Below are 18,790 nucleotides of genomic sequence, written 5' to 3'. Positions count from 1 at the left end.
CAGCACTGGCAGCTCGCGAGCCAAGGTTTCAATGGCGGCCGTTCCGTCGACTTCGGCATCGATGGTGAGGCCAATGGTTGCGTTCGTTTCCATAGCTGAATACCTCACAGCGGGCGGACCTGCACATGGTCAAGCTCGAACGGCTCGCCTGCCCGGCTGCGTGCAAGTAGTTCACCCGTGCGTGGGTCATGGACCGACAGCACGCCAGGCCACTCAAAGCGCACCACCACAGCACCCAAGCCGGGCACGCGCATGGTCTTCTGCAGCAACGGCCGCGCGGTTGCGTGCAGCGATGCGAACGTGGCTGCGGCTGCCAGCGTGCGCCGGGCTGAATCGGCCTTGGCTTGGCGCAGGTCCGCTTGGCTCATGCGGGCGGTCATTGCGACACCCCAACAACCGGCGCAGCCGTGACCCGCCACAGTTCATCCGTCGCTCCTGCTCCAGGCAGCACGGGGGTGGGGACAACCTCGCCGCTTTCCAGCTGCCGCACGAACATCACGCGCAAATTGGCCTCATGAACCGGCGCGTTCGGATGTGCCTGTCGGTAGACGCGCAACGTCTCAAAGCAGTAGCCGTCGGCCACAAGCGACTCAATCACCGCAGCAGGGTTTGGCACCTCCACATAACACTCACGCTGCAACTGGTGGTCAAACGCTGGGCCGTACTCACGCAGGCGTGCCAGCACGTGGGCTTTCTGAGTCTCCAAGCCAACAGGATGCCCCGACGCTGCGCTCGAAGAATTCGTGTGCCGGGCCATCGCAAGTCCCCGCCTTGCTTGGACGCGCGCATTCGCACGACGAAAGTTCTCGGGGCCGCCCGCCTCGAAGGCATCCCTCACCGTGCGATTCCGCACTTCGGTTCGGTTTTCGTAATGCGCAGCCCGGACCGCATCGCGCTGGTCCTGACCGGTTGTTTTTCCCTGGCCGACTGATGCGTAGCCAGAGGGGGCAGTCATGCGGCGGTTCACGCCTGCCCCCTTTCTGCCACTCGGGCATCTAACCAAGCAAGGACTTCGTGCTCCAAAAAGGCAACGCACCTGCGCGACAAGACCACCCTCTGTGGAAAACTACCCAGCCGGATCAATCCGTAAACGTGAGACTTCTTAAGCCCAGTCAGGGACTCCACCTCGTTCATGCGAATCAGCCGACGTTTCGGGCCGACCTCACACGCAGGACTCACCGGTAACGCAACATCGGACTGCACCAGATCAGTGACATTCACCATCACAGCTCCTCAAAAAATGGCAACCAAAAACCACATGGACACAGGCTGATGGTTTCCAGGGTCAAGTGAGCAATCTGAAAAGACAGCCGCCCGTTTTTCTTGTGACTCACATGACCCGAAAGGAAACCAAACCAACCAGAACCGCGAGGATTCCAAGAAAGTTGTGCCACGTCTTAAATCGCGTGGCACTATTCCACGTGACTCACATGACCAGTGCGGAATTGAGTAAGCCAAAGAAGGTGTGCAACCGTCTAAAAACCGTTGCACTTTCTTCAAGAACCTTGCATTCATGCGGCCTGCAGCGCGATGAAGTAGGCATAAATTCGCGGGATACGTAGGGCCCGGCCAGCCCTACGTCAATGCTCAGCCGATGACCAGCAGCACTCGCCTCTGCAGCTCAGTCACCGTTACGGCTTCGTCAAACAGCCCCGACTGCAGGGCTTTGGCAAGCTCATTCAAGCGAGCCGCGACGCCACGCACCACGAGGCTGGTTCCGCCGTCGTCACCTACCTCAACCCTTACCAGGTCAGGCAGCTTCAGGGCCAACGCCTCGATTTCCCACGCGGCCTCAAGGCACACGGCGTGGCGTGATTTGGACAGCGTGACGGCCTCAGTGGCGGGGTCAACGTTCAAGGTGTCAGCCATGACCCACCCCCTCACCAGGCACAGAGTCGGCACGGCCAACACAGCACCGTGCAACGGACCGCCGCTGCTGGCCAGCATCCTCAGCGGCGAAGACGCCCACCTTTTCGGCCTCCCAGCCGATGCAATCTGCGACCTCAGCTGTGGTGTGCAAGATCACCCGCAGGGCTTGGGCAATGGCCTCTGTGTCACTCTGGCCGCTCGGGGTTTCCAACGCGTGCAGCGCCAGCCGGCAAAGCCCTTGCACCTTCTCCGAAGCACTGTTGGACAGGTTCTCCATGTTGTCGACGGCGGCAAGTGCCTGTCGCAGTGTTGGCGTGGATTTTTCAGTCATGATTCACCTCCCGCGCGGCAGTCAACGGCACCAGGTGGGCTGCTTGGTGGGTCCACAAGGCCACAGGCGCAGTGGCCAGCCAGCGGCGCACGATTTCGCGACCTACCAGCTCGGCAAAGTGGCAGGCGTCACAGTCGCCATAGGGCGCGGGGTTGGCCTGGGCGATGTGCCAGAGCTGGGCCACGTGTTCGTCGGTGTAGTGCGGCAGGCGGTCGGTATCGACCTCGAACGCAATGGTGGCTTTCATATGTCACCCCCGTGCGCAGCGGTGACAACCTCAAGCAGCCGTGCCGCTACTTCTAGAACATCCGTCAGTAGCGGGATCGGGTCGCCGGGAGCAAAAAACTGGACCGGGCCCAACGCGCCCTTGTACGCCTTGTCAAACGAGGGAGTGAGCAGCCGCGCCGTGTTGACCTCGCTGTTTGACTTGGCCGTCAGCGCGACCCAGCCCGCCATCTTGAGGATGGGCAGCACGTCGCAGGTCAGACTGATTGCGTAGGCCGTTTGCGGTGGTGTGGTGGGCGACTCAGCCATGGCGCACCCCCGCCGCGTTGACGCCTTCACCGGCCGGCGCCCGTACAGCAGCACAGCACGCCTCAACCTCAGCGCCAGTTAACACCCCCTTTTCCAGAAGGGCCAGTGCAACAGCTTCAATTGCTGCCCACTCACTGCGCACGATCTCTCTCACCTCACTTTCGACACGCTCCCATCCAGATTTCTCGCTGGCAAAGCCGTTCTCAATCAACCCCGCCAGGACGTCATTGATTTGCAAAAAATCACCTTGGCCACTGGTGAAAAGAATCGCCGTCAGAGAACGTCTGCGCACGCGAGCCTCAGCAACAGGCCCAGCCAGCAGGACAGTAAGCAAATCCCACTGTGCATACTGACCGTCACTCCGGCACTTCCACGATTCGCCCGTGCCATGAGACAGACCCGCGCCTGACACGTCAATCTCTACAGGTGTGGAGGGCGCACCGACATGCAGGCGGGCAACCGCATGGCCGGCCTCGTGAAAAGCGGCGTGGCGCAGCAGCGCGTTTGAACGATCAGCCATGGCGCACCTCCACCCCGTTGACGCACTCGTTGATCCTCTTCAACAGCGTGGCGCCCCTGGTGGCGCGGGCCGTGGCCAGGCGCAGGGTGGCGGGTGTGGCGTCCAGGCGGCGCAGCTCATGCAGCGCGGTGGACAGCGCGTTTTCGGCTTGCACGTGCAGGCCGATCAGCTCGGGGGTGGAAGGCAGGGGGGACGCGGCGGCACGGCGGCCGGCCAAGGGAATGACCGTGGTCATGGGTTGATGCTCCTTATCGAGACTTCAGACCCACACACCCCGTTTTGAAGCGAGGCGGGTGGACGGGATGTTCAAAACACGAGATAAGTCGTGCGCCAGGTGTTGCCACTCTGGCCATCCCGCCCAAAACCCTGAACACCCGCGTGGCAGGCATTCGACATGCCCCACTTGGGGACACGAGCGAATGTGTCAAGGCGACACATTCACAGAATCTAGACGTGACAAAACCTCACTTACGGGGAGGCTGCACCGCTTATCTCAAGGTGTTTTGAAGCACCGGGCCTTTCGGCTTACACACACTGTAGCACGGCGGGCGGTGGGGGTGTCAAGCGGTTTTCACAGAATAATAATCGGATATTGTTTCTTTAGACAATTTGCAAAAGTGTGCAATCACCATATACTCCGCACATGACCACCAGCGTCGACGCTTTCAACACACCAGGGCAGCTCATCGAGCGGCTGCTGGAAGAGCGCGACTGGACAAAAAAGACGCTGGCCCTGGTCCTCGGCATGGACGAAGCGGCCCTTAACCGTGTGTTAGCCGCCAAGCGCCCCCTCACTGCTGAGATGGCCTTGATGATCGCAGAGGTGCTACCTGATGCCAACGCTGAGGACTTGTTGGCGCTTCAGCAAAAGCACGATCTTGCTCAGGCCCGCCTGGCTGTCATGCCAGACACGCGGCGCCAAACACGGGCAGAGCTGTTTGGTGACCTGAAGGTGAACCACCTGCTCAAGCGCGGCTGGCTAGCTGTTCGTGACGAGAAAGACGTGAACGCCATCGAGCAGGCGGTGAACCAGTTTTTTGGCAAACCGTTCGCAGAGGTGATGCGAATCAGCCACGCTGCCAAAAAGACCGATGCCAACGAAGAGGCCACCGCCAGCCAGATTGCCTGGATCTGGCGCGTGCGGCAGTTGGGCCGGCTGATCAACCCTGGCGCCCCCTACTCTGCTCAAAAGCTGAGAGCCCAGCTGCCGCGGCTGCAGGCGTTGATGGCATCACCGGAGCAAATAGAAAAAGTGCCTGGTGTGCTGCTGGATGCGGGTGTGCGGCTTGTCGTTGTCGAGTCCCTGCCATCGGCCAAGATCGATGGCGTGTGCCTGTGGCTTGATGATGGCTCGCCGGTGATCGGGCTGTCGGCTCGGTTCGACCGCATCGACAATTTCTGGTTTGTCCTGCGCCACGAGATCGAGCACGTGCTGAATGGCGACGGCAAGGACGACCCGTTGGGCGGGCACCTTGACACCGACCTGGTGGGCAAACGGGCCAGCGCTGAGCCGACCCTGCCAGAGATCGAAATCAAAGCCAACAAGGCCGCGTCCAACTTCTGCGTCAGCACTCCGGCCATGGACACGTTCTTTGAGGAAAACAACCCGTATTTCTCAGAGCGCAAGTTGCTGGAATTCGCCAACGAGTGTGGCGTGCATCCCGGCATCCTCGCCGGCCAGCTGCAGCACCGCACAGGCCGGTATGACCGCTTCCGCGCTCACCTGGAAAAAGTCAGGGCCCACCTGGTGAAGTCGGCCGTCACTGACGGCTGGGGCAACCTTCCACAAACCTCAGAGAAAGGAGCGCTATGAAGCAAGCACCATGAAGAAAAAAGCCCACGAAACGATCTCTCGTTTCGCAGGCTCTTTGAAACCACCGCTGCCATAGTTGACAGAGCAGTTCCGTGTCTTGCCGGACAACGGAATGCTACCACCGTAAGCACGCTCAGTCGAGCCATGGCCCTTTGAATTCTTCAATGAAGGAGGGCCTATGCGCACCTACCGACGATTGAAGAGCGTGTTTGTGCGTGCATACGACCGGTACCGATTTGGGCGCTGGGAAAACGTGTGCCAACACTACCGCTCTCATCCCGGTCAGATGTCTTTCGACTTCTGACCCTGACCCCAGGCCGCACCGATGGGCGGTGCGGCCATCTGTTGAGCATCTTTCGGAGCATTCCAAATGACCAAAGCACGTAACGAAACCACCTCTGCCAAAGCCGCCACGGCGGCATCCAAGGTCCTGCGCGACCCGAAGAGCACTGCGACCCAGAAGACTGCGGCAGCGTCGGCGCTGACGCAGGTGGCCAGCCGCAAGGCCGCACCGACCCGCAAACGCTGAGACCGGCTCCGGGCTTCGGGCTTCGGGCTTCGGGCTTCGGGCTTCGGGCTTCCGGCTTGCCGGGAGCCCGATCTCGGTCGGGATCTCACACCATGATGCGAGTGAGTAAGGCAGCCAACTCGGTTGGGATGGTGGCGGCAATGATGCCCACCACCAGCGCCACCAGTCCGGCAGCCTCCAGGTAAAGGGATTCGGCGGCTACACCCTCCAGTGTTCGCCTTGCCGCTTGGACCTGCTGCGACCGCTCAGCACGCTCGGATGCAATGGCCTGTTGCACCTCGGTGATTTGCGCGCTTTGGCGTTGAGCGAGTGAGTCATATTGACCGCGCAGGGTTTCGAGGTTTTCTCTGATCGCAGCTAACTGCACATCAAGCGGCTGATCCAGCAGCGGACCGCGCCAAACTGTGAGTTCAGCGCTGCCGAAGGCATTGGTGCTAGCAATTCCGGTGGCCTCCAGCACCTGGTGGCGCGGGCGAAGACGCGGAGCGCGACGAATCCACTGCTTGGCATAGGCGAGTACCGGCAGACGTCCAAAGAGCTTACCGCGCCCCCTGAGCGTGTAGGCCACGACACCAACACCCACAAGCTGCAGGAGCATTCCTGCGTATCGAATGCCGGCTTCAGTCGTGAACCCGAGGCCAAGCGGGAGGCCAAAGCACGCCATCAGCAAGGCAAGAAAACCCCAGAAGGTCGGCACTTCACCGAGCCATGCCCACACACGCCCAAGCCAAGACTTCATGATTTGAGGTATCGCCAGTGTTTCAAAGATTTGCAAGGGGAATCACATCGACCAGGTGCGAGCCACTGGCAGTGGGCATCAGGGAACGCCGATGGCACCTCGACTACCCTAAAAGCTCACCTCTGCGCAGCAGTCTCTGGCAAGCTGCGCTGACTCTCCCAGCAGGGAAGTCGCAATGACTCCGGCGCGCTGACCAAGCACAGTTGATCGTGCGACATGACCAAGACCAACTGGAAGCTTCGGAGGAAGTCCACCCCCACCAGGCAGTCGCATGGCTGTCGGGCCATGACTGCAATGCCAGTGCGAGTGCACCCCGCATAGCCTATGTTGGCACGAGCGGTGTTCATGATGCTGCGCCCACCGCCGGCTAGGGTGGCCTGTGTGGTGCCAAACGCTTCAAGACCATGTGGGCTTGCCTGCGCCTCGGAGATCATGAGAAAGCCGCTGAAGCCTGAGTCAACGGTGGCCGTTATCGCCTCCGGGTGCCCCTGTGTACCAGCCAGCTGAAACGTGATTTCAGGACGCCCGCCCGGCTTAACGTGGCCTCGCCAAATCGGCATCTTCGGAAGGAACAAAAAACGCTACGCAGTACGCACTGGCCGCACCTACGCGAACCAGATGAAGCAACGCTGTAGAGCAGGAGTCGAGCGCTTTGTCTATCGCATCTTCAGCATAGGGTGCAACGAAAGCACGTCCAGATCGCACATCAATGGCCGCAAACTGCTCTGCAAACTTGGTCTCGTATTCCTGCTGGAAACGCTCTCGATAAATGCGCTCACCCTCTGCTGCAATCGCAGAAGGGTCCGCCATGGAAAGAGTTCTCATGATGGGACTCCGATCGGATCAGGACCAGTGCCGAATACGATGTTGTGCAAAGGATGCTCCTGATTGTTCGCGACGAAACACGATTTGATCCGAATACTAGCAGGCTGTGAAGCACGTTGATCACTGGATACCCACAAAGTTATCCACAGATGCTGTGCACAAAATGCCTGAAAAACCCAAATACCTACGCCCCAGATGCTACTGGCGAGGTGTCTGTCTGTGGGTAACTCATCACGACAAACGTACCTTGTCTTGCGCGCCGTCGCGAGTTGAGAGGCGCGCATGGTGCCATCGGTGCAGCTCAGCCGGGGCTAGGGTGTTGGCCAGCTGCTGGCCTGCAGGCTTAACAACGATGCAACGGAGTGCAGTCTTGGCGACGTCGCAGGCTGGCAGGACCGCGGATTCCCGATAGCAGCCACCGCCATCTCGCGTGCCGTGGCCATCATGCGGCGCAGCCACCCCAAGTCCTGAGGTTGGCGGTGCCGGCTGCAAGGGCGGTAGTAGCCTGGGCCTCATCCAGCATCAGCGTTGCCAGATCTTCCTTGGCACTCTTGCCCACCAGTAGAGCCAGCGCAACCGGACTCATGGCGGCGATCCGGCTCTTGCGTCGAGTCCGTTTTCGCATGCCTCGATTGTGGCGAGGCTACCAAGCCCGCGCCAGCGTGGGCAGCACAGAGGCAATGCGGCTTGGGGCGGAAGGGCAGGCCGCGAGATTTTCTTTTCGCGCTCAATTCCGCACAAGTTCAAAGCACCAAAGGGTGGCCCGAATGCTTTCAACCGGAACCGCCCGGTAACAGTGCAGCAAGGTCGACCACCCCCTGCAAGGGAGAGGAAAAGGATCAAAACATCTACATAAGAGAGAAAAGAGAGTTCATTTTTTTACTATATAAAAACCGTTACCGGTCCGTTACCGCTCCGTTACCGGTTCGTTACCGCTGTTTTTGCCCCTGTATCGGGCTGCAAGCCACATAAAACTTCACTTCTCATGTTCTGTTACCGCGTTACCAGCGTTTTTGCAGGAAATCGGGAGGCGAAAGCGATCAACAGGTGCAAAAAACCGCCTCTGTGGGCGGTCGGCGGGGTCAGCCTGGGGGCAGTCAGGCGGCGCTGCGCAGCGGGATGACGTTGGCGCCTGCCTCCAGCGCTGTGACCAGCGCCCCCCAGTCGTCCATGATCTTGCGGCGCTCTTCCAGGTGTTCGCTACGGGCGTAGGCGGCCACCACCTTGCTGCGTTCCGCGTGGTCCAGCTGGCGCTCGAGCGCTGCGACCGTCCAACCACGCTCGGACAAGAGGCTGCGGGCCGAGGCCCTGAAGCCGTGCAGGGTCTGACGGCCCTGGTACCCCATTCGGATCAGCATGCGACCGATGGTGTTCTCGCTCATGGGCTTGTCGCTGCCATGGCTGCTGGGGAAGACTGCCTCGGTGTGGCCGGCAAATACCTCCAGCTCCCTGAATGTGTCGAGCGCAGCTTGGGACAGCGGCACCACGTGTGCCTGGTTCAAACCCTTGCCCATCTTCATGCGTGCGGCCGGTATGCGCCACTCCCTGGCTTCGTAGTCCACCTCTGACCACTGGGCCAGGCGCAGCTCCTTGGAGCGCACGAAGGTCAACAGCGCAAGGCGTGTGGCCAGCAGCGTCAGCGGATCGGCGGCCTGGTAGCTGCGCAGGTCGCGAAGGAAGACGCCGAACTCGCGGCGGTCGGTGATGGCTGGCCTGTGCTCGACGTCGGGCACCACGATGGTTTTCACCAGGTCGGCAGCCGGGTTGTAGGTGGCCCGGCCGGTGGCAATGGCGTAGCGGAACACCTGGCCGCACAGCTCGCGCAGCCTGGTGGCGGTGTAGGCAGCGCCCCTGGCCTCCACCTTGCGCAACATGGCCAGCAGCTCGGGCGGGGTGACTTCAGCCACAGGGCGGTGACCAACGACAGGGAAGGCGTCGGCCTCCAGATGATTTAGGGTCTTGCTTGCTGTGACAGCGGCCCAGCGCTTGGCGTTGGCCTCGTGCCACTCCAACGCGACGGACTTGAAACTGTTGGCTGCAGCCGCGGCTACAGCCAGCTTCATCAAGGCTCGCTCCTGCATGGGATTGATGCCAACGGCCAGCGTCTTCTTGGCCGCATCTAGGCGCTCCCTGGCGTCTTTCAGGCCCACTGAGGGATACACCCCCAGCGCCATGGTCTGGCGTTTTCCAGCGTGTCGGTAGTCCCACCGCCAGTACTTTCCCGTCGCGTTCACCAGCAGATACAGGCCGTTTCCATCTGCCAGTTTGAGTGGCTTTTCGACCGGTTTGGCGTTGCGGCAGGCGGTATCTGTGAGGGGCATGACGGTATCTCGGTTGACGGTAGTTCCAGATACCGTCAAAAGTACCGTCAAAATCGACCGGATGCAAGCGGAAGCGAGCGGAATCCAGCGGAAGCGAGTGGAAGAAAAAAGCCCCTAAGTAATTGATTTACTTAGGGGCAGTGGACTTATATGGAAGTCAGTGGAGGTTTTACTGGTGCCGCTTGTCGGAATCGAACTGACGACCTACCGCTTACAAGGCGGTTGCTCTACCAACTGAGCTAAAGCGGCGTGGAAGGGATTTTACTTGACGCCCTACTTGACGCGTTTGAGTGCCGGCCGGCCGCCTGCGGGGGACGCGGGTGGCGGGGCGTCGCCGTCGGGTGTGTCGGTGGCGTCGGACTTGACCAGTTGCAAGGCCTTGGACTCGTCGGCGGCGGGCGCGGCGGGCGCTTCCGCTGCGGGCGGGGTCACGGCCGACGCCGCAGGTGCGGCCTGGAGCCCCGATTGCGGCGGCGGCGGAAAGGCCATGCCCTGCCCGTTTTCGCGGGCGTAGATGGCCACCACGTGGGTGATGGGCACGATGATGTCGCGCGCCACACCCCCGAAGCGGGCCTTGAACTCGACGTATTCGTTGCCGAGCTTGAGGCCGCTGGTGGCATCGAAGCTGACGTTGAGCACGATTTCGTTGTTCTTGACGAACTCGCGCGGCACCTGCACCGAGCCGTCGACCTGCACCGCCAGGTAGGGGGCGAAGCCGTGGTCGGTGCACCATTCGTGCAGCGCCCGTATGAGGTAGGGGCGCGTGGAAGGGGTGGCGTCGTCCTGGTTCATGGTCGTCAAGGCCGCTGCTGGCCGCTTATTTGCGCATGACCTTTTCCGAGGGCGTGAGCGCCTCGATGTAGGCCGGGCGCGAGAAGATGCGTTCGGCGTACTTGAGCAGGGGAGCGGCGTTCTTGCTGAGCTCGATGCCGTAGTAGTCCAGGCGCCACAGCAGCGGCGCGATGGCGACGTCGAGCATGGAGAAGTTGTCGCCCAGCATGTATTTGTTCTTGAGGAACACCGGCGCGAGCTGCGTCAGGCGGTCACGGATGTGGGCCTTGGCCTTTTCCATCGCCTTGTCGTTGCCCTTGTTGCTGCGGGTCTCGAGCACGGACACATGGGTGAACAGCTCCTTCTCGAAGTTGAGCAGGAACAGGCGCACGCGGGCGCGGTCCACCGGGTCACCGGGCATGAGCTGCGGGTGCGGGAAACGCTCGTCGATGTACTCGTTGATGATGTTGGACTCGTACAGGATGAGGTCGCGCTCGACCAGGATGGGCACCTGGCCGTAGGGGTTCATCACGCTGATGTCCTCGGGCTTGTTGTAGAGGTCCACATCGCGGATCTCGAAATCCATGCCTTTTTCGAACAGGACAAAGCGGCAGCGGTGCGAGTAGGGGCAGGTCGTGCCCGAATACAGAACCATCATGATGGGGACTCCTCAAGTGAAAACAGTGGTCGCCATGGACCGAGGTCCAAAGGCCAACCACTGTGGGTGACCGGGCCGCCAGGGCCGCCCGGGCAGGCGTTTATTTGACGTCTTTCCAGAACGCCGCGTTCAGGCGCCAGGCGATCAGGGTGAAGACGCACAGGAACAGCAGCACCCACACGCCCAGGCGCACGCGGTTGTTCTGGTCGGGCTCGGCCATCCACTGCATGAAGGCCACCAGGTCGCCCACGGTGCGGTCGAATTCGGCCGGGGTCAGGGTGCCGGGCTTGGTCTGTTCCCAGCCGCGCAGCACCTCGACTTCGTGGCCGTGGCTTTCCGCCTTGTCGAACACCGGGCGGCGCTCGCCCTGCAGTTCCCACAGGGGGTTGGGCATGCCGACGTTGGGGAAGGCCAGGTTGTTCCAGCCGGTCGGCTTGGTGGCGTCGCGGTAGTAGGTGCGCAGGTAGGTGTACAAGTAGTCCGCACCGCTGCCGCCGGCACCGGCGCGCGAGCGCGCCACCAGGGTCAGGTCGGGCGGCTGGGCGCCGAACCATTCCTTGGCCTGACGCGGGTTGATCGCCGCGTTCATGGTGTCGCCCACCTTGTCGGTGGTGAAGGTCAGGTTTTCCTTGATCTGGCGCTCGGTCAGGCCGATGTTGGTCAGGCGGTTGTAGCGCATGAACGAGGCCGAGTGGCAGTTCAGGCAGTAGTTGACGAAGACCTTGGCGCCGTTTTGCAGGGCGGCCATGTCGTTGGTCAGCTTGGGGGCCTTGTCCAGCGGGATGCCGCCGCCGCTGGCGAGTGCGCCGGTGGCGGCACCGAGTGCCAGCATCCAGCCAAGAATCAGCTTTTTCATGTTCTTGTTCTCCAAATGTCTCAGTGCGGCTGGAAGGTGACGCGTGCGGGCACCGGCTTGGGCTCGCCCAGGCGGCTCCACCAGGGCATCAGCAGGAAGAAGCCGAAGTAGAACAGGGTGCCGACCTGCGACACACGCTCGCCCACCGGCGACGGCGGCAACACACCCAGGTAGCCCAGGATCAGGAAGTTGATCACGAAGATGGTGTACAGGTAGATGTGCCAGCTCGGACGGTAGCGGATGGACTTGACCGGGCTGTTGTCCAGCCAGGGCAGGAAGAACAGGATCACGACCGCGCCGCCCATGGCGACCACGCCCCAGAACTTGGCGTCGATGGCCAGCATGGCGGCCACCAGCACCAGGGCACCGATCACGATGCCGCCCTTGATGGCAGCGCCGACCTTGGCCTTGAGCACGCCCAGCACCGCGCCCAGCAGCACGCAGGCCACGAGCGGATACATCATCTCGGCCGTGATGGCGCGCAGCATGGAGTAGAAGGGCGTGAAGTACCACACCGGCGCGATGTGCAACGGCGTCACCAGCGGGTTGGCCGGGATGAAGTTGTTGAACTCCAGGAAGTAGCCGCCGAACTCGGGCGCGAAGAACACGATGGCCGAGAACACCAGCAGGAAGACCGAGACGCCGAACACGTCGTGCACGGTGTAGTAGGGGTGGAACGGCACGCCGTCCAGCGGCTTGCCCTTGGCGTCCTTGGGGGCGTTGGGACCCTTGATCTCGACGCCGTCGGGGTTGTTGGAGCCGACGTCGTGCAATGCCAGCAGGTGGGCGACCACCAGGCCCAACAGCACCAGCGGCACGGCGATGACGTGGAAGCTGAAGAAGCGGTTCAGCGTCGCGTCACCCACCACGAAGTCGCCGCGGATCAGCAGGGCGAGGTCGGGGCCGATGAAAGGAATGGCGGAGAACAGGTTGACGATCACCTGGGCGCCCCAGTAGGACATCTGGCCCCAGGGCAGCAGATAACCCATGAAGGCTTCGGCCATGAGCACCAGGAAGATGGCGCAGCCGAACACCCACACCAGCTCGCGCGGCTTGCGGTAGCTGCCGTAGAGCAGGCCACGGAACATGTGCAGGTAGACCACCACGAAGAAGGCCGATGCGCCGGTGGAGTGCATGTAGCGGATCAACCAGCCCCAGGGCACGTCGCGCATGATGTACTCGACCGAGGCAAACGCCACCGGCACACCCACGCTGTTGACCGACGCGTCGGGCTTGTAGTGCATGACCAGGAAGATCCCGGTCACGATCTGGATCACCAGCACCAGCAGCGCCAGCGAGCCGAAGATGTACCAGAAGTTGAAGTTCTTGGGTGCGTAGTACTCCGACATGTGGACGCGGTAGGCGTCGAACGCGGTCGGGAACCGGTTTTCAAACCAGTTCGTCAGCTTGGCGCCCACGGGCGCGTCGGGTGAGATGTCCTTGAATTCAGCCATTTTGTGCCTCTGCGGTGTTCAGGTCAGGCCTTCTTGTCTTCACCAATCAGCAGCGTGGTGTCTGACAGGTATTGGTGCGGCGGGATTTCGAGGTTGTCGGGCGCCGGCTTGTTCTTGAACACGCGGCCCGCCAGATCGAACTGGGAACCGTGGCAGGCGCACAGGAAACCGCCCTTCCAGTCGTCGGGCAGCGAGGGCTGGGGACCGGGCGTGAACTTGTCGCCGGGCGAGCAGCCCAGGTGGGTGCAGATGCCCACCGCCACCAGGAACTCGGGCTTGATCGAGCGGTGGCCGTTCTTGGCGTACTCGGGCGTCGGGTAGGCCTTGCGGTCGGAGTTGGGGTCGGCCAGCTGCGACTCGACCGCCTTGAGCGATTCCAGCTGCTCGGGCGTGCGGCGCAGAATCCACACGGGCTTGCCGCGCCATTCGACCACCAGTTTTTCACCGGGCTTGACACCCGAGACGTCCACCTCGACAGCGGCACCGGCGGCCTTGGCGCGCTCGGAGGGCTGGAAAGTGCTGACAAAGGGAACGGCCACGGCAGCGGCACCCGCGCCACCCACGGCGCATGAGGTGATCAGCCAGTTTCGACGGCCGTTGTCTACGGTTGCTTCGCTCATGGGGATCTTTCAATGACGGTAAGCGGTGTCGTGCGCACAAAACGCGCGTGCATGACGCACGCGCCGGCCTTCGGCGCACTTGAGACAGCCCGCGATTGTAGCGGAGCCCACAAGCCCGATTTTTGTGGGCCGTCGTGGCCAGCCTGGGCCACAATGATCACTTTAACAACACAGGAGGGCTCCCATGAGCGTGGTGCAGGAATTCAAGGCTTTTGCCGTCAAGGGCAACGTGATCGACTTGGCGGTCGGCGTGATCATCGGCGGCGCCTTCGGCAAGATCGTCGACTCGCTGGTGGCGGACATCATCATGCCCGTGGTGGGCGCGGTGTTCGGAAAGCTGGATTTTTCCAACATGTTCGTGGCCCTGGGCACGGTGCCGTCGGGCACGGCGCCCACGCTGGCCGCCGTCAAGGCCGCTGGCGTGCCGGTGTTCGCCTACGGCAACTTCATCACCGTGGCCATCAACTTCCTGATCCTGGCCTTCATCATCTTCATGATGGTCAAGCAGATCAACCGGCTCAAGACCGAGGAAGCCGCCGCTCCGGCGGAGCCGGCCCCGACGCCGGAAGACGTGCTGCTGCTGCGCGAAATCCGCGACAGTCTCAGGAAGTGAGGGCCTGGCCGCTCATCTGAGCGGCCAGCGCCACCGCGGCCAGAAAGCTGGCCGGATCGGCCCGCCCCGTGCCCGCCAGGTCGAAGGCGGTGCCGTGGTCGGGGCTGGTGCGCACCAGCGGCAGCCCCAGGGTCACATTGACGCCATGGGCCAGCCCCAGGTATTTCACCGGGATCAGGCCCTGGTCGTGGTACATGGCCAGCACCACGTCAAAAGCCCCCTCCCGGGCGCGCATGAACACCGTGTCGGGTGCGTGGGGGCCGCTCACATCCAGGCCTTCGCTGCGCGCCTGCGCGATGGCGGGTGCGATCACCTCGATTTCTTCGCGGCCAAACAGGCCCCCCTCGCCCGCGTGTGGATTGAGACCTGCCACGGCGATGCGTGGCGGCGGCAGGCCCACACGGGCCCAGTGCGCGGCGGTGATGCGCAGCGTGGACAGCACGTTGGCCTGCGTGACCGCCTCGATGGCCTCGCGCAAGGACACGTGGATGCTGACCAGCACGGTCTTGAGCTCGTTGTTGGCCAGCATCATGCGCACCGGCAACTGCGACACCGGCCGCCCCAGGTGCTCGGCCGCCAGCGCCTGCAGCATCTCGGTGTGCCCGGGATAGGGCACGCCGGCGGCGGCCAGGGCTTCCTTGTGGATGGGCGCCGTCACCACCGCTGCGGCTTCACCGGCCAGCGCCCGGCGCGTGGCCCAGGTGATGCAGTCGGCGGCGGCGCGGCCCGCCGAGGCGCTGATCCGGCCCCAGGCCGGCGGCACCGCCGCGGGCGTGGCCTGCACCAGGGGCAGACACCCCGGGCGCGGTGACCAGGCGACCAGATCGACCAGTGGCGTGGGCACCAGCGTGCTGCCCACGCAGGCATTGGCGCGCTGCAGGCAGGCGGCGTCGCCCGCCACCACGCAGCGCGCCGCCAGCGCCGGGTGGTCGCGGTACAGCAGGGCGATCAGCTCCGGGCCGATGCCGGCGGCGTCGCCCATGGTCAGCAGCAAGGGGCGCGGGGTGCTCATGCCGGGTTGGGGATGTCGATGAAGGTGTGCACCAGGCCCAGCTGCCGCGCCACATGCGCCGCCACGGCCGGTGCGCCAAAACGCTCGCTGGCGTGGTGGCCGCAGGCAATGAAGGCCACCCCGCATTCACGCGCATAGTGCGCCTGCGGCTCGGAGATCTCGCCCGTCACGAACACGTCGGCGCCGGCCGCGATGGCGGCCTCGAAATAGGACTGCGCACCGCCGGTGCACCAGGCGATGCGCCGGGGTGTCCGCCCGGGCGCGTCCACCAGCGTGACCGGCCGGCCCAGCCGCCGCTCCACGTCCAGTGCCAGGGCGGCGGCGCTGTCGAAGGGCTGCAGGCTGCGCCCCAGCCAGCCCAGGGACTGTTCGCCAAAGCGCCCCTGGGGGGCCTCCTCGCCGATCCAGCCCAGGTGGCGGGCCAGCTGCGCGTTGTTGCCCAGCTCGGCGTGGGCATCCAGCGGCAGGTGGTAGGCCAGCAGGTTGATGTCGTGGGCCAGCAGCCGGGCCACGCGCTGCTTCATCCAGCCGGTCAGGCGGCCGTCGTGGCCGCGCCAGAACAGGCCATGGTGCACCAGCAGCGCATCGGCCCCGGCCGCGATGGCGGCATCGATGAGCGCCAGGCTGGCGGTGACGCCGCTGACGATGTGGCGCACGCGCTCGCGCCCCTCCACCTGCAGCCCGTTGGGGCCGTAGTCGCGAAAAAGCTGGGGCTGCAGCAGTTCGTCCAGCGCACCCAACAGCTGGGCGCGCGAACATCCCGTATCGTCATGGGCTTCGTTCATCGCGCTATTCTGACAGCGCGTTCGCCTGCTTCCTCCGGGGCTTTGGCGGACAATAGAACCCCGTCTTTTCACAGCCCCTCCATGAAACGTCTCTGGCTGCTGTTCGCCCAAACCGCCACCGTGCTGCTCGCGGTGTATTTTGTTGTCGCCACGCTCAAGCCGCAGTGGCTGGACCGCCGCGCCCAGGTGGCCGGCATCGTCCCGGTGTTCGAAGCGGCCACCGGCAGCGCCAGCGGCGGCAAGGCCAGCGGGTTCCGTGCGGCGGCCCAGGCGGCGGCCCCCGCGGTGGTCAGCATCAACACCAGCAAGGCCCGGGCACGCAACCCCCAGGGCAACGACCCGTGGTTCCGCTTCTTTTTTGGCGATCAGGACGAGTCCCAGCAGGCGCAGACCGGGCTGGGTTCGGGCGTGATCGTGAGCCCCGCCGGCTACATCCTGACCAACAACCACGTGGTCGAGGAGGCCGACGACATCGAGGTCATCCTCAATGACGGCCGCCACACCCAGGCCAAGGTCATCGGCACCGACCCCGAGTCGGACCTCGCGGTGCTCAAGATCGAGTTGACCGACCTGCCGGTGATCACCCTGGGCAACTCGGACGAACTCCACGTCGGCGACGCGGTGCTGGCCATCGGCAACCCCTTCGGCGTGGGCCAGACAGTGACCAGCGGCATCGTCAGTGCCCTGGGCCGCACCCAGCTGGGCATCAACACCTTCGAGAACTTCATCCAGACCGATGCCGCCATCAACCCGGGCAATTCGGGCGGCGCGCTGGTCGACAGCAACGGCCACCTGATGGGCATCAACACCGCCATCTACTCGCGCTCGGGCGGATCCATGGGCATCGGCTTTGCCATCCCGACCGCCACCGCCCGCAGCGTGCTGGACGCCATCGTGCGCGACGGCCAGGTGATCCGCGGCTGGATCGGCGTGGAGCCACAGAACCTGAGCCCGGAGCTGGCGCAGAGTTTTGGCATCAAGAGCGACGAGGGTGTGATCATCACCGGCGTGCTGCAGAACGGCCCAGCCGCCCAGGCCGGCCTGCGCCCGGGCGATGTGATCACGGCGGTGAATGGCACCAAGGTGAACGCCGTGCCCGAGCTGCTGGGCGCCGTGGCGGCCCTCAAGCCGGGGCAGGCGGCGCCGTTTGAAGTGGTGCGCCGCGATGCGCGGCAACAGGTACAGATCACACCGGCGCAACGGGTGCCGACGCGGCGCCCAGGCCGCTGACACGGCCGGCGCTGGATCAGCTCGGGTCGGTGCGCTCCGCCTCGGTGGCCTCGGGTGCCGCGCTGCTCTTGGCAAACCAGCGCGCGCCCAGGATGCCCAGCTCGTACAGGATGCACATGGGCACGGCCAGGGCCAGCTGTGAGATCACGTCGGGCGGCGTGACGACGGCGGCAATGACAAAGGCCAGCACGATGAAGTAGCCGCGGAAAGCCTTGAGCCGCTCGATGGTGACCATGTTGAGCCGCACCAGCAGCATCACCACGATGGGCACCTGGAAGGCCAGGCCAAAGGCCAGGTAGAGCGACAGGATGGCCTCGACGTAGGAAGCAATATCGGGCGTGGCGGCCACGCTGGCGGGCGTGAACTGCTGGATGAAGCCAAACATCTTGTCGAGCACGAAGAACTGCACGAAGCCGATGCCGATGTAGGCCAGCAGGCTGCCGAGCACGATCAGCGGCATGGCGAACTTCTTCTCGTGGCTGTAGAGGCCTGGCGCCACGAAGGCCCACATCTGGTACATCAGCCAGGGCAGCGACATCAGCACCGCCGCCATGCCCAGCACCTTGATGGGCACGAAGAAGGGCGAGAACACGCCGACGGCGATCAGCTTGGCGTCGGGCGGCATGTGGGCCTTGATGGGCACGGCGATCAGGTCGATCAGCCCACTCGGGCCGGGCCACACGGCCAGGATGGCCATGCAGACCGCCAGGCCATAGACGCAATAGAGCAGGCGGTCGCGCAGCTCCATCAGGTGCTGCACGAAGGGCTGTTCGGTGCCGGCCAGTTCGTCGGCCGGATCGGGTGTGTTGGACATGCGAGCGCTTACTGGACAGGCCGGCTGCGGGGGCGGAAGCGCGCCACGCGGGCAGCGCCCGACTGCGTGCGGGTGCGCACGCCGGCCCGGGCCTTGTACCACTGGGGCACGGCCTTCTGCTTGAGGCGGAAGTTCTTCTTGGGATGCCGGTACTCGGGCATCGGCGTGGTCAGCGCATCGAAGTTGCTGCCCGTGCCGTCGAGCCCGGCCGTGGCCTCGGACCAGGACTTCTCGAAGTCGGACGCGCTGGTCTGCACGCTGCTCTCGACGTCCCGCGCCGCGGACTCGACCGAGTCCTTCATCTTCTTGAGCTCCTCGAGGTCCATGGAGCGGTTGACCTCGGCCTTGACGTCGGCCACGTAGCGCTGTGCCTTGCCCAGCAGGGCGCCCACGGTGCGGGCCACGCGCGGCAGCTTCTCGGGCCCGATGACGATCAGGGCCACGGCCCCGATGAGGGCGAGCTTGGAAATACCCAGGTCAATCATGCGTAGGGGAC

Annotated in this window: 26 protein-coding genes and 1 tRNA gene; 4 read left to right on the top strand and 23 right to left on the bottom strand. The window is 63.7% G+C overall.

From position 1 onward, the window contains the following. Positions 1 to 104: 104 nt before the first annotated feature. The 9 genes from AAHB17_RS07645 to AAHB17_RS07610 form a co-directional block, all read right to left on the bottom strand. Positions 105 to 368 (bottom strand): hypothetical protein, encoded by a 264-nt coding sequence (locus AAHB17_RS07645; RefSeq protein ID WP_342129944.1) that lies wholly within the window; start codon positions 366 to 368, stop codon positions 105 to 107. A gap of 8 nt (positions 369 to 376) precedes the next feature. Beyond that, positions 377 to 955, bottom strand: a complete 579-nt coding sequence (locus AAHB17_RS07640) for a hypothetical protein (RefSeq protein ID WP_342129943.1) — start codon at positions 953 to 955, stop codon at positions 377 to 379. 8 nt (positions 956 to 963) lie between these two features. Then, positions 964 to 1,134, bottom strand: a complete 171-nt coding sequence (locus AAHB17_RS24725) for a helix-turn-helix transcriptional regulator (protein WP_446719571.1) — start codon at positions 1,132 to 1,134, stop codon at positions 964 to 966. Between the two features lie 453 nt (positions 1,135 to 1,587). Continuing rightward, on the bottom strand, positions 1,588 to 1,869 hold the full coding sequence (locus AAHB17_RS07635) for a hypothetical protein (protein ID WP_342129942.1): 282 nt from the start codon (positions 1,867 to 1,869) through the stop codon (positions 1,588 to 1,590). Beyond that, positions 1,862 to 2,200: a hypothetical protein gene (locus tag AAHB17_RS07630; RefSeq protein ID WP_342129941.1), complete on the bottom strand. Its 339-nt coding sequence runs from the start codon at positions 2,198 to 2,200 to the stop codon at positions 1,862 to 1,864. The genes AAHB17_RS07635 and AAHB17_RS07630 overlap by 8 nt, the downstream gene beginning before the upstream one ends. Beyond that, on the bottom strand, positions 2,193 to 2,447 hold the full coding sequence (locus AAHB17_RS07625) for a hypothetical protein (protein ID WP_342129940.1): 255 nt from the start codon (positions 2,445 to 2,447) through the stop codon (positions 2,193 to 2,195). The genes AAHB17_RS07630 and AAHB17_RS07625 overlap by 8 nt, the downstream gene beginning before the upstream one ends. Beyond that, a complete protein-coding gene (locus AAHB17_RS07620; protein WP_342129939.1) occupies positions 2,444 to 2,734 on the bottom strand; it encodes a hypothetical protein in 291 nt (96 codons plus the stop codon). The genes AAHB17_RS07625 and AAHB17_RS07620 overlap by 4 nt, the downstream gene beginning before the upstream one ends. After that, positions 2,727 to 3,254, bottom strand: coding sequence for a hypothetical protein (locus AAHB17_RS07615; protein WP_342129938.1), 528 nt, complete (start codon positions 3,252 to 3,254; stop codon positions 2,727 to 2,729). The genes AAHB17_RS07620 and AAHB17_RS07615 overlap by 8 nt, the downstream gene beginning before the upstream one ends. Then, on the bottom strand, positions 3,247 to 3,489 hold the full coding sequence (locus tag AAHB17_RS07610; RefSeq protein ID WP_342129937.1) for a hypothetical protein: 243 nt from the start codon (positions 3,487 to 3,489) through the stop codon (positions 3,247 to 3,249). Before AAHB17_RS07610 ends, AAHB17_RS07615 begins: the two co-directional genes overlap by 8 nt. A gap of 408 nt (positions 3,490 to 3,897) precedes the next feature. Here AAHB17_RS07610 and AAHB17_RS07605 point away from each other — a divergent pair, with 408 nt between their 5' ends. Then, on the top strand, positions 3,898 to 5,067 hold the full coding sequence (locus tag AAHB17_RS07605) for a helix-turn-helix domain-containing protein (protein WP_342129935.1): 1,170 nt from the start codon (positions 3,898 to 3,900) through the stop codon (positions 5,065 to 5,067). Between the two features lie 370 nt (positions 5,068 to 5,437). Then, positions 5,438 to 5,596, top strand: coding sequence for a hypothetical protein (locus AAHB17_RS07600; protein ID WP_342129932.1), 159 nt, complete (start codon positions 5,438 to 5,440; stop codon positions 5,594 to 5,596). A gap of 85 nt (positions 5,597 to 5,681) precedes the next feature. Here the strand turns inward: AAHB17_RS07600 and AAHB17_RS07595 are convergent, their stop codons facing one another. The 10 genes from AAHB17_RS07595 to petA all read right to left on the bottom strand — a co-directional run bounded on the left by AAHB17_RS07595 (position 5,682) and on the right by petA (position 13,840). Further along, positions 5,682 to 6,371: a hypothetical protein gene (locus AAHB17_RS07595; RefSeq protein ID WP_342129931.1), complete on the bottom strand. Its 690-nt coding sequence runs from the start codon at positions 6,369 to 6,371 to the stop codon at positions 5,682 to 5,684. Positions 6,372 to 6,869: 498 nt separating this feature from the next. Continuing rightward, positions 6,870 to 7,160, bottom strand: a complete 291-nt coding sequence (locus AAHB17_RS07590; protein ID WP_342129930.1) for a hypothetical protein — start codon at positions 7,158 to 7,160, stop codon at positions 6,870 to 6,872. Between the two features lie 442 nt (positions 7,161 to 7,602). Beyond that, positions 7,603 to 7,785, bottom strand: a complete 183-nt coding sequence (locus AAHB17_RS07585) for a hypothetical protein (RefSeq protein ID WP_342129929.1) — start codon at positions 7,783 to 7,785, stop codon at positions 7,603 to 7,605. 472 nt (positions 7,786 to 8,257) lie between these two features. Further along, positions 8,258 to 9,481, bottom strand: coding sequence for a tyrosine-type recombinase/integrase (locus AAHB17_RS07580; protein WP_342129928.1), 1,224 nt, complete (start codon positions 9,479 to 9,481; stop codon positions 8,258 to 8,260). 173 nt (positions 9,482 to 9,654) lie between these two features. Then, positions 9,655 to 9,730: transfer RNA gene (locus AAHB17_RS07575), tRNA-Thr, on the bottom strand. Positions 9,731 to 9,754: 24 nt separating this feature from the next. After that, positions 9,755 to 10,273, bottom strand: a complete 519-nt coding sequence (locus AAHB17_RS07570) for a ClpXP protease specificity-enhancing factor (RefSeq protein ID WP_342129927.1) — start codon at positions 10,271 to 10,273, stop codon at positions 9,755 to 9,757. 25 nt (positions 10,274 to 10,298) lie between these two features. Next, the gene (locus AAHB17_RS07565) at positions 10,299 to 10,910 is read right to left on the bottom strand and encodes a glutathione S-transferase N-terminal domain-containing protein (RefSeq protein WP_342129926.1); all 612 of its coding nucleotides are present in this window, start codon (positions 10,908 to 10,910) and stop codon (positions 10,299 to 10,301) included. Between the two features lie 100 nt (positions 10,911 to 11,010). After that, a complete protein-coding gene (locus AAHB17_RS07560) occupies positions 11,011 to 11,766 on the bottom strand; it encodes a cytochrome c1 (RefSeq protein ID WP_342129925.1) in 756 nt (251 codons plus the stop codon). A 20-nt stretch (positions 11,767 to 11,786) separates the two neighbouring features. Beyond that, a complete protein-coding gene (locus AAHB17_RS07555; RefSeq protein WP_342129924.1) occupies positions 11,787 to 13,220 on the bottom strand; it encodes a cytochrome b in 1,434 nt (477 codons plus the stop codon). A 23-nt stretch (positions 13,221 to 13,243) separates the two neighbouring features. After that, positions 13,244 to 13,840 carry a ubiquinol-cytochrome c reductase iron-sulfur subunit gene (gene petA / locus AAHB17_RS07550; protein ID WP_342129923.1) on the bottom strand — a complete coding sequence of 199 codons (597 nt, stop codon included), beginning with the start codon at positions 13,838 to 13,840 and terminating at the stop codon, positions 13,244 to 13,246. Positions 13,841 to 14,024: 184 nt separating this feature from the next. On the opposite strand from petA, the gene mscL reads away from it, so the two are divergent. Continuing rightward, the gene (gene mscL, locus AAHB17_RS07545) at positions 14,025 to 14,453 is read left to right on the top strand and encodes a large conductance mechanosensitive channel protein MscL (RefSeq protein WP_342129922.1); all 429 of its coding nucleotides are present in this window, start codon (positions 14,025 to 14,027) and stop codon (positions 14,451 to 14,453) included. Here mscL and pdxA read toward each other — a convergent pair. Continuing rightward, positions 14,443 to 15,465: a 4-hydroxythreonine-4-phosphate dehydrogenase PdxA gene (gene pdxA / locus AAHB17_RS07540; protein ID WP_342129921.1), complete on the bottom strand. Its 1,023-nt coding sequence runs from the start codon at positions 15,463 to 15,465 to the stop codon at positions 14,443 to 14,445. The genes mscL and pdxA overlap by 11 nt on opposite strands. Further along, positions 15,462 to 16,250 carry a Nif3-like dinuclear metal center hexameric protein gene (locus AAHB17_RS07535; RefSeq protein ID WP_342129920.1) on the bottom strand — a complete coding sequence of 263 codons (789 nt, stop codon included), beginning with the start codon at positions 16,248 to 16,250 and terminating at the stop codon, positions 15,462 to 15,464. Before AAHB17_RS07535 ends, pdxA begins: the two co-directional genes overlap by 4 nt. An 81-nt stretch (positions 16,251 to 16,331) precedes the next feature. Here AAHB17_RS07535 and AAHB17_RS07530 point away from each other — a divergent pair, with 81 nt between their 5' ends. Continuing rightward, complete coding sequence (locus AAHB17_RS07530; protein ID WP_342129919.1) at positions 16,332 to 17,480, top strand: S1C family serine protease; 1,149 nt, start codon at positions 16,332 to 16,334, stop codon at positions 17,478 to 17,480. Between the two features lie 16 nt (positions 17,481 to 17,496). On the opposite strand, the gene tatC is transcribed toward AAHB17_RS07530, so the two are convergent. Together tatC and tatB are read right to left on the bottom strand one after the other, a co-directional pair. Then, positions 17,497 to 18,294, bottom strand: a complete 798-nt coding sequence (gene tatC / locus AAHB17_RS07525) for a twin-arginine translocase subunit TatC (RefSeq protein WP_342129918.1) — start codon at positions 18,292 to 18,294, stop codon at positions 17,497 to 17,499. An 8-nt stretch (positions 18,295 to 18,302) separates the two neighbouring features. Further along, on the bottom strand, positions 18,303 to 18,779 hold the full coding sequence (gene tatB / locus AAHB17_RS07520) for a Sec-independent protein translocase protein TatB (RefSeq protein WP_342129917.1): 477 nt from the start codon (positions 18,777 to 18,779) through the stop codon (positions 18,303 to 18,305). Between the last annotated feature and the right edge of the window lie 11 nt (positions 18,780 to 18,790).

The sequence above is a fragment of the Hydrogenophaga sp. OTU3427 genome (genome assembly GCF_038440225.1).
Taxonomy (GTDB): Bacteria; Pseudomonadota; Gammaproteobacteria; order Burkholderiales; family Burkholderiaceae_C; genus Hydrogenophaga.
This window is presented reverse-complemented; position numbering and strand designations above follow the sequence as displayed.

Bases quoted from the DNA above. Each gene is read 5' to 3' on its own strand.
- AAHB17_RS07645 (WP_342129944.1), bottom strand. From the start codon at position 368: ATGAGCCAAGCGGACCTGCGCCAAGCCAAGGCCGATTCAGCCCGGCGC.
- AAHB17_RS07640 (WP_342129943.1), bottom strand. From the start codon at position 955: ATGACTGCCCCCTCTGGCTACGCATCAGTCGGCCAGGGAAAAACAACC.
- AAHB17_RS24725 (WP_446719571.1), bottom strand. From the start codon at position 1,134: ATGAACGAGGTGGAGTCCCTGACTGGGCTTAAGAAGTCTCACGTTTAC.
- AAHB17_RS07635 (WP_342129942.1), bottom strand. From the start codon at position 1,869: ATGGCTGACACCTTGAACGTTGACCCCGCCACTGAGGCCGTCACGCTG.
- AAHB17_RS07630 (WP_342129941.1), bottom strand. From the start codon at position 2,200: ATGACTGAAAAATCCACGCCAACACTGCGACAGGCACTTGCCGCCGTC.
- AAHB17_RS07625 (WP_342129940.1), bottom strand. From the start codon at position 2,447: ATGAAAGCCACCATTGCGTTCGAGGTCGATACCGACCGCCTGCCGCAC.
- AAHB17_RS07620 (WP_342129939.1), bottom strand. From the start codon at position 2,734: ATGGCTGAGTCGCCCACCACACCACCGCAAACGGCCTACGCAATCAGT.
- AAHB17_RS07615 (WP_342129938.1), bottom strand. From the start codon at position 3,254: ATGGCTGATCGTTCAAACGCGCTGCTGCGCCACGCCGCTTTTCACGAG.
- AAHB17_RS07610 (WP_342129937.1), bottom strand. From the start codon at position 3,489: ATGACCACGGTCATTCCCTTGGCCGGCCGCCGTGCCGCCGCGTCCCCC.
- AAHB17_RS07605 (WP_342129935.1), top strand. From the start codon at position 3,898: ATGACCACCAGCGTCGACGCTTTCAACACACCAGGGCAGCTCATCGAG.
- AAHB17_RS07600 (WP_342129932.1), top strand. From the start codon at position 5,438: ATGACCAAAGCACGTAACGAAACCACCTCTGCCAAAGCCGCCACGGCG.
- AAHB17_RS07590 (WP_342129930.1), bottom strand. From the start codon at position 7,160: ATGAGAACTCTTTCCATGGCGGACCCTTCTGCGATTGCAGCAGAGGGT.
- AAHB17_RS07585 (WP_342129929.1), bottom strand. From the start codon at position 7,785: ATGCGAAAACGGACTCGACGCAAGAGCCGGATCGCCGCCATGAGTCCG.
- AAHB17_RS07580 (WP_342129928.1), bottom strand. From the start codon at position 9,481: ATGCCCCTCACAGATACCGCCTGCCGCAACGCCAAACCGGTCGAAAAG.
- AAHB17_RS07570 (WP_342129927.1), bottom strand. From the start codon at position 10,273: ATGAACCAGGACGACGCCACCCCTTCCACGCGCCCCTACCTCATACGG.
- AAHB17_RS07565 (WP_342129926.1), bottom strand. From the start codon at position 10,910: ATGATGGTTCTGTATTCGGGCACGACCTGCCCCTACTCGCACCGCTGC.
- AAHB17_RS07560 (WP_342129925.1), bottom strand. From the start codon at position 11,766: ATGAAAAAGCTGATTCTTGGCTGGATGCTGGCACTCGGTGCCGCCACC.
- AAHB17_RS07555 (WP_342129924.1), bottom strand. From the start codon at position 13,220: ATGGCTGAATTCAAGGACATCTCACCCGACGCGCCCGTGGGCGCCAAG.
- petA (WP_342129923.1), bottom strand. From the start codon at position 13,840: ATGAGCGAAGCAACCGTAGACAACGGCCGTCGAAACTGGCTGATCACC.
- mscL (WP_342129922.1), top strand. From the start codon at position 14,025: ATGAGCGTGGTGCAGGAATTCAAGGCTTTTGCCGTCAAGGGCAACGTG.
- pdxA (WP_342129921.1), bottom strand. From the start codon at position 15,465: ATGAGCACCCCGCGCCCCTTGCTGCTGACCATGGGCGACGCCGCCGGC.
- AAHB17_RS07535 (WP_342129920.1), bottom strand. From the start codon at position 16,250: ATGAACGAAGCCCATGACGATACGGGATGTTCGCGCGCCCAGCTGTTG.
- AAHB17_RS07530 (WP_342129919.1), top strand. From the start codon at position 16,332: ATGAAACGTCTCTGGCTGCTGTTCGCCCAAACCGCCACCGTGCTGCTC.
- tatC (WP_342129918.1), bottom strand. From the start codon at position 18,294: ATGTCCAACACACCCGATCCGGCCGACGAACTGGCCGGCACCGAACAG.
- tatB (WP_342129917.1), bottom strand. From the start codon at position 18,779: ATGATTGACCTGGGTATTTCCAAGCTCGCCCTCATCGGGGCCGTGGCC.